Source organism: Butyrivibrio sp. VCD2006, from assembly GCF_000423925.1.
Classification (GTDB): Bacteria; Bacillota; Clostridia; order Lachnospirales; family Lachnospiraceae; genus Butyrivibrio.
Genome location: NZ_AUIX01000041.1, coordinates 1 through 14,278, shown reverse-complemented (window position 1 = coordinate 14,278; position 14,278 = coordinate 1). Strand labels below are relative to the sequence as shown.

Here is a 14,278-nt window from a genome sequence, read left to right as displayed (position 1 = left end):
CTTGCGTCATCAAGTGACGGATAAAGGGTATATGTGATAAAATAAAGCCTGATTGTAGATTGATTCTGCAGTTGGGCTTTTACTATAACTGCTTGGCGAGGTATTTTCGAGCCTAGCAGGTATAGCAGTTCTGTCGAGCGAAGCGAGAGCAGAACTTCCTTGTGAAAACTGGGAGGGAATGAATATCAGACAGAACATCCTTGTGAAAACTGGAAGGGAAACATTCTAACATATATTAATTATCGGGAGGAGTACAATACCATGGCTGTGAATTTACACGGAAGAGATTTTCTTAAGTTACTTGATTTTGAACCTGAAGAGATAGAGTATCTTCTTGATCTTGCTGCTGACTTAAAGAGCAAGAAAAAGAATGGTGTTCTTCATGATGAATATCGAGGAAAAAATGTGGCTCTCATTTTTGAGAAGACCAGCACACGTACCAGATGCTCTTTTGAGGTAGCTGCACATGACCTTGGTATGGGAACCACCTATCTTGATCCTACAGGCTCACAGATCGGAAAAAAGGAAAGCATAGCTGACACTGCCCGTGTTCTTGCCAGCATGTACGACGGAATCGAGTACAGAGGCTTTGAGCAGACAATAGTGGATGAGCTTGCAAAATATTCAAAGGTACCGGTTTGGAACGGACTTACAAATGAGTTCCATCCTACACAGATGCTTGCCGATCTTCTTACAATTCGTGAGCATTTTGGAAAATTAAAGGGAATACATCTCGTATACCTTGGAGACTCAAGATATAACACCGGTAATTCGCTGATGGTTGCCTGCGCAAAGATGGGTATGCATTTTACAACATGTGCTCCCAAGAAGTACTGGCAGGACGAGGCTCTTGTTAAGACCTGCAAGGAAATCGCTGAGAAGACAGGTGCGATCATCGAGCAGACTGAGGATCCCATGGAGGCAACAAAGGGTGCCGACGTTATTTCAACAGACGTATGGGTATCAATGGGCGAACCTGATGAAATCTGGGAAGAGCGAATTAACGACCTTAAGCCCTACAGGGTAACTTCTGAGATTATGAAAAATGCAGGTGAGCAGGCTGTATTCATGCATTGCCTTCCTGCTTTCCATGACCTTGGCACAGGCATTGGCAAAAAGATAAAAGAGAAATTCGGACTTGATGAGATGGAAGTTACAGACGAAGTCTTTGAATCAGAACAGTCCATTGTATTTCAGGAAGCAGAGAACCGCATGCACACAATCAAGGCAGTTATGTACGCTACTATTGTAAAGTGAAGAAATAATCCAGAAAATACAATAGAGAAGTAAAACAACATCAATAACTAAAAGTGTCAGCGAAGAAAATAAATAATATGCTTTCTCCCATTGGGAGAAGGTGTCAGTGAAGAAAATAAATAATATGCCTTCTCCCTTTGGGAGAAGGTGTCAGCGAAGCTGACGGATGAGGGTAATGAACAAAGAAAAGATAGAACAAGCCCTGAAAACTGCCTGGGCAGCTCGTGAGCTGGAATTTTTTCCTGTAATAGATTCCACCAACAATGTGGCCAAGGCAGCAGGACTGGATGGGCATAAATCAGGATTCCTAGCAGTGGCCGATAAGCAGGACGCCGGCCGTGGGAGCCGCGGCAGGAGCTGGGTAAGTCCTTCAGGCTACAATGTTTTCATGAGTCTGATGGTGAGACCCGAGCTTCCCATGGATAAGGTTTCCGGGCTTACGCTTGTGATGGCTCTCTCGATTGCTGAAGGTATTGAGAAAGTCCTTAATAGGAAGCTTTTTCAGCCGGAAGAATCGAAAAGCAGACTTCAACCAGAGGAATCAGAAAGTAGATTTTGGTCGGAAGAATCGGAAAGCAGATTTCAGCCCGGAATTAAATGGCCTAACGACATAGTGCTTAACAAAAGGAAAATTTGTGGTATATTAACAGAGCTCCACATGATGCCTGATCAGAAGGACTACTTTGTAGTGATAGGCGTGGGAATAAATGTTAATCAGCCGGTGGAGCTTTTCCCTGAGGAAATAAGAGAAACAGCGGGTTCGATTATTTCAGAAACCGGGGAAGAAATAGATCGTGCAGCGCTTATCGCAGCCTGTATGAAGGCATTTGAAGAGAACTTCGAGAAGTATGTCAGAGCGCATAATCTGTCGGAGTTAAGAGAAAGCTATGAAAAGCGTCTTCTTAACATTGGCCGGCAGGTGAGGATACTTGATCCGAAGGGTGAGTATGAGGCGGAGGCTCTTGGCGTTAACGATGAGGGTGCTCTTTTAATAAGGCTCTCTGATGGGAGAGAGGAAACGATAAATGCAGGTGAAGTAAGTGTCCGTGGTCTGTACGGTTATGTATAGTCAGATGATGGTTTTACCTTAAACCATTTTTAATGTAAACAAAAAATATATGCAGCAGATGCTGCGGAGGTGCAAATGTTACTGGCGGTTGATGTAGGAAATACAAATATTGCGTTCGGTGTTTTAAAGGGAGATAAGATTGTGGCATCTTTTCGTATGATGTCTCAGACTGCCCACACATCCGATGAATATGGAAACAACATTATTGCAATGCTGAGGAACAACGGCATCGACAGGGATGAAATAAGCGGAATAATCATTTCAAGCGTTGTGCCTAACGTTATGCATGCGCTGGTGAATTCCATGATCAAATACCTTGGAAAACAGCCATATATCGTAGGCCCCGGCATTAAAACCGGAATAAAGATTGCGACGAAAAACCCGGCAGAGATCGGACCTGATCTTGTAGTTGGCGCGGTTGCAGCTTATGAGATGTATGGCGGACCGGCAATAGTTGTGGATTTTGGTACAGCGACCACTTATGTACTTATCACTGAAAACGGCGACTTTACAGCGGGTGTCGTAAGCCCCGGAATCAGAATCTCCGCGAAGGCACTTTGGCAGGATACGGCTAAGCTTCCCGAGATAGAGATCAAAAAGCCTGACAGCATTCTTGCACAGGAGACAATAAGCTCCATGCAGGCAGGCCTTGTATACGGACAGATTGGTCAGACCAAGTACATCATAAATGAGATGAAGCGCGAGGCAAAGCTGAAGGATATAAAGGTTGTTGCCACAGGCGGACTCGGAAGACTTATTTCAGAGGAATGCGATGAGATCGATATCTACGATCCTAACCTGCTTATTCAGGGACTTCGCATCATCTATGAAAAGAACAAGAGAAATAAGCCAAAGCTTGATGAGTTCGAAGAAGGCGAATAATAGGAGCGAGCTTATAAAGGCAGCACTAACACCGCAGGACCAGCAAGCATGGCCAGTATCATTTTTTCAAGAGGTAATAAGGATATAAATGAAGGATAAAAACGAAAAAGAAATCAGGGAAGTATATAACGATGAGGCGCGTCCGGGCGATGACGAGATAGTTCACTCAGATACGCTGAACGCTGATAAGGCAAAGGGAAGACGCCTGATTATTAATAAGGAAACAGGAAAAATCACTAACGCAGAAACCGGCGAAGAGGTTTCGGATATTCAGGTTGTGACTGAGGACGGATCACTTGGAAGCGTTTCAGCAGGCGGAAGAATAATACTCTGCGGAGCAAATGCATACGAGATGAAGTATTACTTTAATCCGCTTTTCAAAAAGATTCCCGAGAGCATCCAGAAGGAGCTGCACATAATCAGCGTGTTGTTCACGCAGGAAGCAGGCGGAATTTTCACGATCGAATTCGAAGATGACGGAATGATCACCATGGAAACCACAAGGAGCGAAGAGGATATTACTTACGATGAGGTAAGTGCGGGGCTCCTTATCGGTGAGGTCAGAAGGCAGAGGCAGGATCTTTTCGAGGCGCTTCAGATGTATTACAGGGCGATGATCCTTCATGAGGATATGAGCGATATCCTTAGTGAGGATGACGAGTGACGGAGCTTTTTACGGCAGAGATTTTTTATAGAAGGCAGCTCTTGTCAGTCCTTTGAAAGATGCCTGAAATTGCAGTTTAATTTGGAAGGAAGTATAATGCGCAGATTTACAAGTGCGTTTGGAAACGAAGGAATAAAATATAATGATTATCTGCATCCGCTCAGAATCGGGGATGTGGAGCTTAAAAACAATATAATATTAGGACCCATGGCAGGTGTATCAGACCTGCCATTTCGTCTGCTATGCAGTGAAAACGGAGCGGGGCTTGTGTGCATGGAGATGGTAAGCGCCAAGGCAATCACTTACCACAACAGAAACACAGATAATATGATGGAGATCCATCCGGAGGAGAGGCCCGTATCACTGCAGCTTTTCGGAAGTGAGCCGGAGGTTATGGCGCAGGCTACGAGGATGATCGCGGATAAGCCTTATGACATCCTTGATGTGAATATGGGATGCCCGGTGCCTAAGGTCGTTGGAAACGGTGAGGGCTCTGCTCTTATGAAAAATCCGGAGCTTATAGAGGAAATCGTAAAGGCGATGGTGGCAGAGACCGACAGATCAGTGACTGTGAAAATAAGGAAGGGCTTCAATGAAGCAAGTGTCAATGCGGTTGAGTGCGCACTGGCAGCAGAGCAGGGCGGTGCCGCAGCGATCGCTGTTCATGGAAGAACTAGAGAACAGTACTACAGTGGAGAGGCAGATTGGTCGATAATAAGAAAAGTGAAGGAAGCTGTGAGAGTCCCGGTAATAGGAAACGGAGATGTTCGTGACGGCGCAAGTGCAAAGGCTCTTATTGATGCCACAGGATGTGACGGAGTAATGATAGCAAGGGCGGCCGAAGGGAATCCCTGGATTTTCAGAGAGGTGATATCTTATCTCGAAAAGGGAGAAGTGCCTGAGAGGCCAACCATGCAGGAAATGTATGAGATGGTCATAAGACATGCGGATTTGCAGCTCAAATATAAGGGCGAGTACATCGGAATCAGGGAAATGAGAAAGCATGTGTCCTGGTACACAACAGGACTTCCGGGATCAGCAAAATTCAGGGCGCTCATCAATACTATGGATGACATGGACTCTCTTAAAAATGCATGTGCTGAGGTGTTTGGAATCAGAGATTAATAAAATTTTGACTTTACGGCATTATTCATATATAATGCTATGGATTGTAAACACATATTACTTTGACACTATTTATTTGCATGGCGATAGATTCGTCGGCAAAATTCTATATTTATAGAAAGGGTATTTAAAATGGAAGAAAAGAAGAACATTTTAACCTATGAAGGACTCAAGGCTTACGAGGACGAGCTTCATGATCTCAAGGTTGTGAAGAGAGCAGAAGTTGCTGAGAGAATCAAGGAAGCACGTGAGCAGGGAGACCTTTCAGAGAACGCTGAGTACGATGCAGCGAAGGATGAGCAGCGTGACATCGAGGCTCGTATCGAAGAGCTTGAGAAAATCCTTAAGAACGCTGAAGTCGTAGTTGATGAAGACGTTGATCTTGATAAGGTAAGCGTTGGAGCAAAGGTTAAGCTTCTTGACATTGAAGCCAATGAAGAAGTTCAGTACAGCATTGTTGGTTCCTCAGAGGCTAACAGCCTTAAGGGCAAGATCAGTAACGAGTCACCTGTTGGTAAGGCTCTTATCGGTGCTAAGGTTGGCGAGGAAGTTACTGTTGAGACACAGGCTGGAGACTTTAAGTACAAAGTTCTTGAGATCGTACGTAAATAATCCTGAGTACGAGATCAGTAACTGCCGATAATCACGGCATATAGTTTTATAAGGTAAGAAATGAAAAGCGGGGTAATGAAAATTTGCCCCTTTTCTTATTTAAATATTACTTAGTGATTTATATAGAAAGATGCTCTTAAGGTAATGAGCAGCTTTTAGGAACGTTTTTGATAATAGTTGTTAAGTGAAAAGAGGAGTAAAAGTGGCAGAGAATCAGCAGAAGAATCAGAATCAGCAGAAGACAGAAGACATCAATCAGCTTAAGAAGGTTCGCCGTGAAAAGCTTGCAAATCTTCAGGCTGAGGGTAAGGATCCTTTCCAGATCGTAAAGTATGACCAGACGCATCACGCACAGGAGATCAGAGACAACTTCGAGACATTAGAGGTTGTGCCCGAGACAGACGCAGAGGGTAAGCAGATCACTCCCGAGCTTTCAGAGATCCCCGCAGAGAAGATCGTATCTCTTGCAGGTCGTATGATGAGCAAGCGTGTTATGGGTAAGGCATCTTTTGCAAATCTTCAGGATAAGTCAGGACGTATGCAGCTCTATGTTTCAAGAAATGATCTTGGCGAGGAGAGCTACGCAGCATTCAAGAAGATGGATATCGGTGATATCATCGGCGTTAAGGGATTTGCGTTCAGAACCAAGACAGGCGAGATTTCTGTTCACGTTAAGGAGCTGACACTTTTATCTAAGTCACTTCAGCCTCTTCCGGAGAAATTCCACGGACTTACAGATACAGAGATCCGTTTCAGACAGAGATATGTAGACCTTATCATGAACGAAGAGGTTAAGGATACATTTATAAAGAGATCACAGATCATCCAGGAGATTCGTAACTTCCTTTCAGCAAGAGATTTCATGGAAGTTGAGACACCTATGCTCGTTGAGAACGCAGGTGGTGCAGCTGCAAGACCTTTCCTTACACATTACAATGCTCTTGATGAGGAGAGAAAGCTTCGTATTTCACTTGAGCTTTACCTTAAGAGACTTATTGTTGGCGGTCTTGAGAGAGTATACGAGATCGGTCGAGTTTTCAGAAACGAAGGTACAGATACAAGACACAATCCTGAGTTCACACTTATGGAGCTTTATCAGGCATATACAGATTATGAAGGAATGATGGAGTTTACAGAGAGCATGTTCCGTTACCTCGCTGAGAAGGTTTGCGGCACAACTCAGGTTCCTTACGGTGATCATATCATCGACCTTGGCAAGCCCTTCGAGCGTCTTACAATGAACGATGCGATCAAGAAGTACGCAGGTGTTGACTTCGATGCTGTTAAGACAGACGAGGAAGCTAAGGCTATCGCTAAGGAGCACCACGTTGAGTTTGAGGATCGTCACACTAAGGGCGATATCATCAACCTCTTCTTCGAGGAGTTCTGCGAGGAGAAGCTGATTCAGCCTACATTCATCATGGATCATCCGCTTGCAATTTCACCTCTTACAAAGAAGAAGCCATCAGATCCTGATAAGGTAGAGCGTTTCGAGCTCTTCATCAACACATGGGAGATGTGCAACGCATACTCAGAGCTGAACGATCCTATCGATCAGCGTGAGCGTTTCGCAGCGCAGGATGCCAATGCGGCAGCAGGCGATGAAGAAGCTGAGCACACAGACGAAGACTTCCTCAACGCACTTGAGATTGGCATGCCTCCGACGGGTGGTATCGGTTATGGTATTGACAGATTGTGTATGCTTCTCACGAACAGTGCTAACATAAGAGAAGTTTTGCTCTTCCCGACGCTTAAGTCACTCGATAAGTAAAGCCCAGTATTCATGCATGTTTGCAAGGTCGGAAAAGAGGTCTGACAGCAAAAATGTAGCAGAAATGTCGAAATCAGTCGATTTCTATAAGGGTTTTTTGAGCTGATCAAAATGATATTGGCGTGAATTCAAAATAAAAAATAATGTAAATTGAGAGTCATTCTTGAATGTAATTTCAGGAGTGGCTCTTTTTTGTTTCATGTTCAGGTCATGCTTCGTTATCTGCGGGAATCATCCAAAAGAAACGGAGGTAGATGCAAATGGCAACACAAAAAAGGTATCGATACGACAAACCAGAATATTTGAGACTGATTGATGCAGAAAAAGTATTCCCTATGAATCAGGATACGATCAAGAAAATAGCGGGAGAAATTGGCGCATTAAGAAAAGTCAAAAATATGGTTCTGATCAATTATCAGATGATGAAGGATTTTTTTGAGTCATGCGTTTATGTGGATGAAAAGGACAGATAAGGAGGAAAAGAACATGGCAACACCAAAGAGACAAAAGTACGAAGGACTACCGGAATACATCAGACGTGAGGATGCATCTTATTTCTTTCAGATTGGAGATGACACTATTGATAAGCTTGCTGAGGAATGCGGAGCTAAAAGAAAAGTGAGAAGCATGGTCCTGATAAACAGGAAGATTATGAGCGAGTATATTGAATCATTCCAGTATGTTGGAAAGGATTCAAAAACAGTAGGAGGCTATTTACGATGATGGATTACGAAATTGAGCAGTATAAGGATATTGAGAGTAAGCAGGAAATAAGAAATCAGGCGAAGATGCTTCGAAGAAAGTACATAAGGTACAAGGAAGCAGAGTATGTCTATGGTATTCAGCACAAAAAGCTTTTACAGCTTGCAGATAAAGCAGGTGCACTTTACAGAGTTGATGGGTATGTCCTTATAAACATAGAGATTTTTGAGGCATATCTTGAAAGATTTCATCAGCCTCCGAAGATGACTAGGACCGGAGGACGCGAAATATGAGTGGATGCATCTGGAAATTCTCACAGTATCTTGATGATGAAGATATAATGTTCGCGCATAGGATTTTTGTAAGCTATAAAATTGCGGGTGAATATTACGGAATAGGTGAGAAGCCAATGATCAGAATGGCGTGGGCGTCGGGTGCTGTATATAAGGTCGGAAAAAAGGTTCTGATAAAAAGAGAGATATTTGAGGAATATCTGAGACAGCACTACAAGCAGGTAGACAAGCTCATCGAGGGTGATGAGGACGAACTGCTTAAGAAATTTGAAAAAAGAGCGAAGGAGGAAAAGAGTAATGGGTAAGGTCATAGCTATCGCAAATCAAAAAGGCGGTGTAGGAAAAACAACTACTACAGTGAATCTGGCGGCTGGACTGGCAAATCTCGGTGAAAAGGTTCTTGTTATTGATGCGGATCCTCAGGCCAGTCTTTCAATATGTTTAGGACAGACAGAGCCGGACAAACTGGATGTGACAATTGTTGATATTATCGAGAGGCTCATAAATGAAGAAGATATTCCTGAGGATTTTGCAATAATTCATCACGGTGAGAATATCGACCTGCTTCCTTCAAACATAAGTCTTTCAGCAGCGGAGGTTTCACTTGTGAATGTTATGAGCAGAGAGCTTGTTCTTAGCGATTACGTGAATAGGATTAAGGAAAAGTACAGCTACGTAATAATCGACTGTATGCCATCCCTTGGTGTTATGACAGTTAATGCGCTGGCTTGTGCAGATTCAGTTCTTATTCCAGTACAAAGTGCGTTCCTGCCTGTAAAAGGACTCCAGGCACTGATTAAGACAATCTACACAGTAAAACGCAGACTTAACTCAAAACTTGAGATTGAGGGCATCCTTCTCACAATGGTAGATAATCGTACAAATTATGCAAAGGAGATTGTGGCTGAGGTAAATGAGGTTTACGGAAAATCAATTCCGGTATTTCCTATTACTATCCCGCTTTCTATCAGAGCATCTGAAACATCTGCAATGAGTAAGAGCATCTTTGAATATGATCCCAAAGGTAAAGTTGCCAGTGCTTATGCTTCACTTACAGAAGTTGTTATCAAAAATTCATAAGGAGGACCATATGGCTGCTAAGAGAGAAAAAATTCATTTTGAATCAGTTGAGGAGCTGCTTGGTGCTCCTATTGCAAAAGATGTTACAGAAGAGATTGAGATTAAGAAAATACATCCATTTAACAATCATCCTTTTAAGGTGCTGGATGACGACCGTATGATAGATTTAGTGAAAAGCATATCAGTTAATGGTGTGCTTACACCGGTTTTACTTAGACCGGATGGATCAGGTGGTTACGAGATGATCTCAGGTCACAGAAGAATGCATGCTGCTAAACTTGCAGGACTAAAGACAATACCTTCTGTAATAAAGGAAATGTCTGATGATGATGCCGTAATTGCGATGGTTGACAGTAATGTCCAAAGAGAAGAGATATTGCCAAGTGAGAGAGCCTTTTCTTTAAAAATGAAGATGGATGCCATGAGAAGGCAGGGAGCTAGGACGGATAAGGTAGACTCGGAAGGAACTTGTCGACTTGAAGTCGACAAGTTGCAGGACAAGAAAACCTGTGATGTTGTTGGAAAAGATGTTGGTCTTGGCGGTAGACAGGTTCAGCGTTATGTGAAACTAACAGAGTTGATTCCGGATTTGCTCACGCTTGTCGATTCCAAAAAAATTGGTGTAAATATGGCTGTAGATATAGCTTCTTTTGACAAAGAACTCCAAGGTTGGATTTATGAATACGTAAAGGACAACGGATTCCTTAAAACTCAGCAGATTGAAGCACTTAAACAAACTAATAATGTAGAAAACATCAGTCAGAGGGTCATGATAGAAATCATGAATAATGCTCTGCCAGAGAAAAAGATATCCGGTAAAGTAACTCTCTCTGAAAAGAAACTTGATAAATACTTTCCGCCTCACTTTGGTGCCAAGCAAAGGGAAATGGTTATCGTGGGTTTGTTGGAAAAATGGCATGAAGAACATAAAGACTAGGAATTTGGATTTTAAATTCTTAAACACATAGTTGGGAGGGTAATTTCGTGGCTAACAGGTTAGATTTAAATTATTTTTATGGACCGGAATCAGATCAGTTCAATTTTATCAGGATGCCTAAGGCATTATTTTTCGATCCTGTATACAGAGATATAGTTGGTTTTGAAGAGGCAGTTGTATATTCGCTTCTCTTGGATAGGATGAATTTATCTCTGAAAAATGGCTGGTATGATGAGCTTGGACGTGCTTATGTACACTGTTCAATAGATACAATAATGGAGTTTGCACGCTGTAAGAAAAACAAGGCAGGTGAAATTTTGAAAAATCTTGATGCAATAGGACTCATCGACAAGGTGTTAATTCCCGGGAGGGGACTTAAGATTTATGTCAAAAATTTCATTCCTAAAAATGGACAAGAGTTTGAAAAACAAACTTTGGAAAAAGAACAGGAACCAATATCGGAGTTGATAGAAGGCTGTAAGGAGGCTATAGATGGACCACAAATGCCTAATGACTCAGATGAACCAGTTTATTTTTCAAACGACCCAGTTGATTTTTCAAACCGCCCGGTTGATTTTTCAAATGACCCTGCCCCGAAAAACAACCAGGGGGTGGTTTATTTTTCAAACACTAATAATAACAAGATTAATAATACTAATAATATTAATACTAAATCTAATCAGACCTTATCAGTTGTCGGATCGGAAAATGGATGTGATGAGGATGAGATGGGATATGCAGAAATAATTCGTGAAAATATTGATTTGGATATGCTTCTTGAGCGTTATCCATACGACAAGGATTTTATACAGGGGCTCTATGATCTGATTCTTGAGACTGTGTTGTGTAAGAGTGAAACGATTGTTGTTGCAAGTAATGAGTATTCGACAAATTTCGTTAAGGCAAAATTCCTTAAGCTGAATTACATGCATATCGAGTACATAATGGATTCCTGGAGTAAGAACACTGAGAAGCCCAGAAATGTAAAAAAGTACCTGTTAGCAGCTCTGTTTAATGCACCAAGCACTATGGATGCATGTATTCAGGCAGAGGTAAATCATGATATGGCCTATGGAACTGTGTGATGGACAGATTTTTCGGAAAGAGAGGTAGAAAAATGTTTTTACTAAAATGCATATATAAACCTTTTGTACTGATTGTTTTCTTACTGTTTAGCTTTATTGTGGCATTGGCTACCATACTGGCAAAACTAGGAAGTTTCGTATGGGGATTATTTATACTTCTTATTCTTGCGATATTGATCAATACGGGACTACATCATCAGTGGGCAGAGTTTATAGTAGCCTTTGGATTTGGTTTTGTTTCGTTCATATGTGTTGCTATTGTTATGGGATTAGGCTATGTGGCTGAAAATATAAACGATAAGCTGGTTGAATTACTTGTAGCATAAATCGGCGCATAGCATTATTCATGCGGTGGTCAAAACAGGCGTTGTGACCTCGTAAAGTAGATTATGGAGAATGTAAATGAAAGAAAACAAGAGCGACGATAATATCAAAAATGAATATTATAGCTTCGGAGAAGAAATGAAGGATGGGAGATTAACAGAGTCTTCTGATGGAAAGAAATATGACCTGAGAGCGGCAATTGCGTATTCCAAGCAGTTGGGTAGACCTTTGACGAAAGAAGAGATGTTACGCTTTGAGGTATGATTTGAATCTCTGCAAATAATCAGTTCGATAAATATAAAAGAAAGAATACGAAAAATAGATTAAAAATTGCCAATAGGTAGTAGAGAAATTCTGCCCAGAGGCAATTTTTTTTGCTATAGTAGATATATGTTTTTGTTTGGGGAGAGGCATAATTAGTCATAGATATATTTCCAAGGAGTACCGGGTTATGCTAATAGGAATTCTATCTGATACACATGGACTTTTGCGGCAGGAAGTAATAGATGGTTTTCATAATGTGGACCACATCATTCACGCAGGAGACATTGATAATAAGAATGTTATTGAAAGGCTTGAGGAGATAGCTCCTGTTACAGTTGTCAGGGGAAATGCAGATAAGGAATGGGCAGAGTATCTTCCTGAAACAGCAACTTTAGAAGCCTGTGGAAAGAAGATATTTGTTATCCATAATAAAGGGAAGATAGATTCTATTGGCGAGGATGTGGCGGTTGTCATATATGGGCATAGTCATAAATATAGCCTCGTCCAGAAGGATGGACGGTATTGGCTTAATCCCGGATGCTGCGGGAAGAGAAAACCTGAACAGGAAGTATCTTATGCTTTGCTGGAGATAAAGGAAACAGGAGATATCGAATTCAAAAAAGTTGTAATAGATATCCAGGATAAGGAGACAAAACTTCCTAAAAATATAGACAGGATCATCTCCAAGGCAATGAGCCTGACAGACAGTGGTAAAACATATCAGGAAATAGCAAAGAAATTAAAGATTTCTGAGGGATTAGCAGAAAGTATCTGCAGGATGTACCTTACTCATCCCGGAGTGGATGTCGCTGGGATTCTTCAGAGGATTTCATGAGGTTAAAAAATGGGAGTAAGAATTCGTAGAGTACAGCAGGGCGACGAATCAACCTTGGCGTTTATCCAAACTGAGAGCTGGAAAACAGCATTTAAAGAGATAGTTGATTCTGATATGCTTAGAAAATGCACAGATATAAATAAAGCAACTTCAATGTATAGGAACCTTCTGGATAATGATAGGGGAAACGGATATCTGCTTTTTGTTGATGAAAAGCCGCATTGTCTAGCATATTGGGATGCAGCCAGGGATGAAGTGTTTGATGGTAAAGCAGAATTGATAGCTATACATAGCCTGCCTGAAAACCGGCATAAGGGCTATGGTAAGCAGATGATGGAGAGTGTGCTTACTGATATTGCAAGTGATGGATATAAAGAGGTGATCCTGTGGGTATTTACTGATAATAAACTTGCCAGAGCCTTTTATGAACACATGGGATTCGAAGCTACCGAGTATAAGCAGTCTGCGTTGGGGGCAGAGGAAATGTGTTACAGAAAATTCTTGTAGATATCAACCTGGAGGATACATGAAAACAATTCAATTGAAAAATGATGATTATTTAGGCTATGTGGCAAACTTAAGACATGCCTGCAGGGGAATCGTAGTTAAGGATGGCAAGGTATTACTGAGCTATGAAACTAAGGGTAACAAGTATATAATTCCCGGTGGCGGAGTTGAAGGTGACGAGAGTTATGCTGAATGTTGTGAAAGGGAGCTCTTTGAAGAGACTGGAATGGTTGTCCGCGCAGTAGACAATTATCTGGATATTGATGAGCTCTTTGATGACTGGAACCATATCAATCACTACTTTGTTTGTGAACTGATAGAAGATACGGGTAAACAGCATCTTACAGAGGCAGAAGAACGTGCTGGATATACTTCAGTGTGGATGCCGGTAGATGAAGCATTAGATATGTTTGGTGATTATGAAAAGTTTCATGATAACAATATTGCTGATTATGGGCTGTATCGCCGTGAGCATGCGGCATTAAAAGAGTATGTGGAAATAGAAATTCAGAATTAGTAGCAGGAAAATAAGCAATGTCATTTACTTTAGCAGATTTTCGTAAATAACGAAGATCTGCTTTTTTCTTACCCCTAACAAAAATTATTATGAAAAATAGTTGACAAGCCGTTCAAAATGCGCGGCCGCACTCGTTACTGATGCTGTTTAGAGGTAACGAGTGCGGCCCTTGTAGTGAAGGCATAAACGTTACTTTCACTACAAGGAGGCACTTATATGAAACATTCTGACGCAGTTAAGGCACTGTTACTTGCTACCATTAGCGAAATCGCAGATGACCCCAAATTGTATGCAGTCAATCCGGGTAAGGATTTCACAAGAAATCGCAAACTTGGATTTCACGAAACTATCATG

19 protein-coding genes are annotated in these 14,278 nt (G+C 41.8%); all 19 read left to right on the top strand.

The genetic code is table 11. The features are described from left to right. Positions 1-267 precede the first annotated feature (267 nt). A complete protein-coding gene (argF, locus tag G586_RS0114360) occupies positions 268-1,257 on the top strand; it encodes an ornithine carbamoyltransferase (RefSeq protein WP_026528304.1) in 990 nt (329 codons plus the stop codon). A gap of 175 nt (positions 1,258-1,432) precedes the next feature. Then, the gene (locus G586_RS23230; RefSeq protein ID WP_051204816.1) at positions 1,433-2,326 is read left to right on the top strand and encodes a biotin--[acetyl-CoA-carboxylase] ligase; all 894 of its coding nucleotides are present in this window, start codon (positions 1,433-1,435) and stop codon (positions 2,324-2,326) included. A 75-nt stretch (positions 2,327-2,401) separates the two neighbouring features. Beyond that, entirely contained in the window at positions 2,402-3,208 is an 807-nt protein-coding gene (locus tag G586_RS0114350) for a type III pantothenate kinase (RefSeq protein WP_026528303.1), read from the top strand. An 88-nt stretch (positions 3,209-3,296) separates the two neighbouring features. Beyond that, the gene (locus tag G586_RS27035; RefSeq protein WP_242832028.1) at positions 3,297-3,872 is read left to right on the top strand and encodes a DUF6145 family protein; all 576 of its coding nucleotides are present in this window, start codon (positions 3,297-3,299) and stop codon (positions 3,870-3,872) included. Positions 3,873-3,968: 96 nt separating this feature from the next. Continuing rightward, on the top strand, positions 3,969-4,997 hold the full coding sequence (dusB, locus tag G586_RS0114340; RefSeq protein WP_081674386.1) for a tRNA dihydrouridine synthase DusB: 1,029 nt from the start codon (positions 3,969-3,971) through the stop codon (positions 4,995-4,997). Positions 4,998-5,129: 132 nt separating this feature from the next. Continuing rightward, positions 5,130-5,609 carry a transcription elongation factor GreA gene (gene greA / locus G586_RS0114335; RefSeq protein WP_026528300.1) on the top strand — a complete coding sequence of 160 codons (480 nt, stop codon included), beginning with the start codon at positions 5,130-5,132 and terminating at the stop codon, positions 5,607-5,609. A gap of 202 nt (positions 5,610-5,811) precedes the next feature. Continuing rightward, complete coding sequence (gene lysS / locus G586_RS0114330) at positions 5,812-7,380, top strand: lysine--tRNA ligase (protein ID WP_026528299.1); 1,569 nt, start codon at positions 5,812-5,814, stop codon at positions 7,378-7,380. 260 nt (positions 7,381-7,640) lie between these two features. Further along, complete coding sequence (locus tag G586_RS0114325; RefSeq protein ID WP_022763309.1) at positions 7,641-7,853, top strand: DUF6462 family protein; 213 nt, start codon at positions 7,641-7,643, stop codon at positions 7,851-7,853. A 13-nt stretch (positions 7,854-7,866) separates the two neighbouring features. Beyond that, the gene (locus tag G586_RS0114320; protein ID WP_026528298.1) at positions 7,867-8,103 is read left to right on the top strand and encodes a DUF6462 family protein; all 237 of its coding nucleotides are present in this window, start codon (positions 7,867-7,869) and stop codon (positions 8,101-8,103) included. Beyond that, positions 8,100-8,375 (top strand): DUF6462 family protein, encoded by a 276-nt coding sequence (locus G586_RS0114315; protein WP_330363282.1) that lies wholly within the window; start codon positions 8,100-8,102, stop codon positions 8,373-8,375. The genes G586_RS0114320 and G586_RS0114315 overlap by 4 nt, the downstream gene beginning before the upstream one ends. Then, positions 8,372-8,680 carry an excisionase gene (locus tag G586_RS0114310; RefSeq protein ID WP_026528296.1) on the top strand — a complete coding sequence of 103 codons (309 nt, stop codon included), beginning with the start codon at positions 8,372-8,374 and terminating at the stop codon, positions 8,678-8,680. The genes G586_RS0114315 and G586_RS0114310 overlap by 4 nt, the downstream gene beginning before the upstream one ends. Continuing rightward, a complete protein-coding gene (locus G586_RS0114305) occupies positions 8,673-9,455 on the top strand; it encodes a ParA family protein (RefSeq protein ID WP_026528295.1) in 783 nt (260 codons plus the stop codon). Before G586_RS0114310 ends, G586_RS0114305 begins: the two co-directional genes overlap by 8 nt. 10 nt (positions 9,456-9,465) lie before the next feature. Beyond that, positions 9,466-10,392: a ParB/RepB/Spo0J family partition protein gene (locus G586_RS0114300; protein ID WP_026528294.1), complete on the top strand. Its 927-nt coding sequence runs from the start codon at positions 9,466-9,468 to the stop codon at positions 10,390-10,392. A 47-nt stretch (positions 10,393-10,439) separates the two neighbouring features. After that, a complete protein-coding gene (locus G586_RS0114295) occupies positions 10,440-11,477 on the top strand; it encodes a DUF6017 domain-containing protein (protein ID WP_026528293.1) in 1,038 nt (345 codons plus the stop codon). Then, positions 11,474-11,803, top strand: coding sequence for a hypothetical protein (locus tag G586_RS0114290; protein ID WP_207640726.1), 330 nt, complete (start codon positions 11,474-11,476; stop codon positions 11,801-11,803). The genes G586_RS0114295 and G586_RS0114290 overlap by 4 nt, the downstream gene beginning before the upstream one ends. Before the next feature lie 76 nt (positions 11,804-11,879). After that, complete coding sequence (locus G586_RS23225; RefSeq protein WP_081674385.1) at positions 11,880-12,065, top strand: hypothetical protein; 186 nt, start codon at positions 11,880-11,882, stop codon at positions 12,063-12,065. 187 nt (positions 12,066-12,252) lie between these two features. Continuing rightward, positions 12,253-12,900, top strand: a complete 648-nt coding sequence (locus tag G586_RS23220; RefSeq protein ID WP_051204815.1) for a metallophosphoesterase family protein — start codon at positions 12,253-12,255, stop codon at positions 12,898-12,900. Positions 12,901-12,909: 9 nt separating this feature from the next. After that, positions 12,910-13,407, top strand: coding sequence for a GNAT family N-acetyltransferase (locus tag G586_RS0114275; protein WP_026528291.1), 498 nt, complete (start codon positions 12,910-12,912; stop codon positions 13,405-13,407). A gap of 19 nt (positions 13,408-13,426) precedes the next feature. Continuing rightward, positions 13,427-13,924, top strand: a complete 498-nt coding sequence (locus G586_RS0114270; RefSeq protein WP_026528290.1) for an NUDIX hydrolase — start codon at positions 13,427-13,429, stop codon at positions 13,922-13,924. The last annotated feature ends 354 nt before the right edge of the window (positions 13,925-14,278 follow it).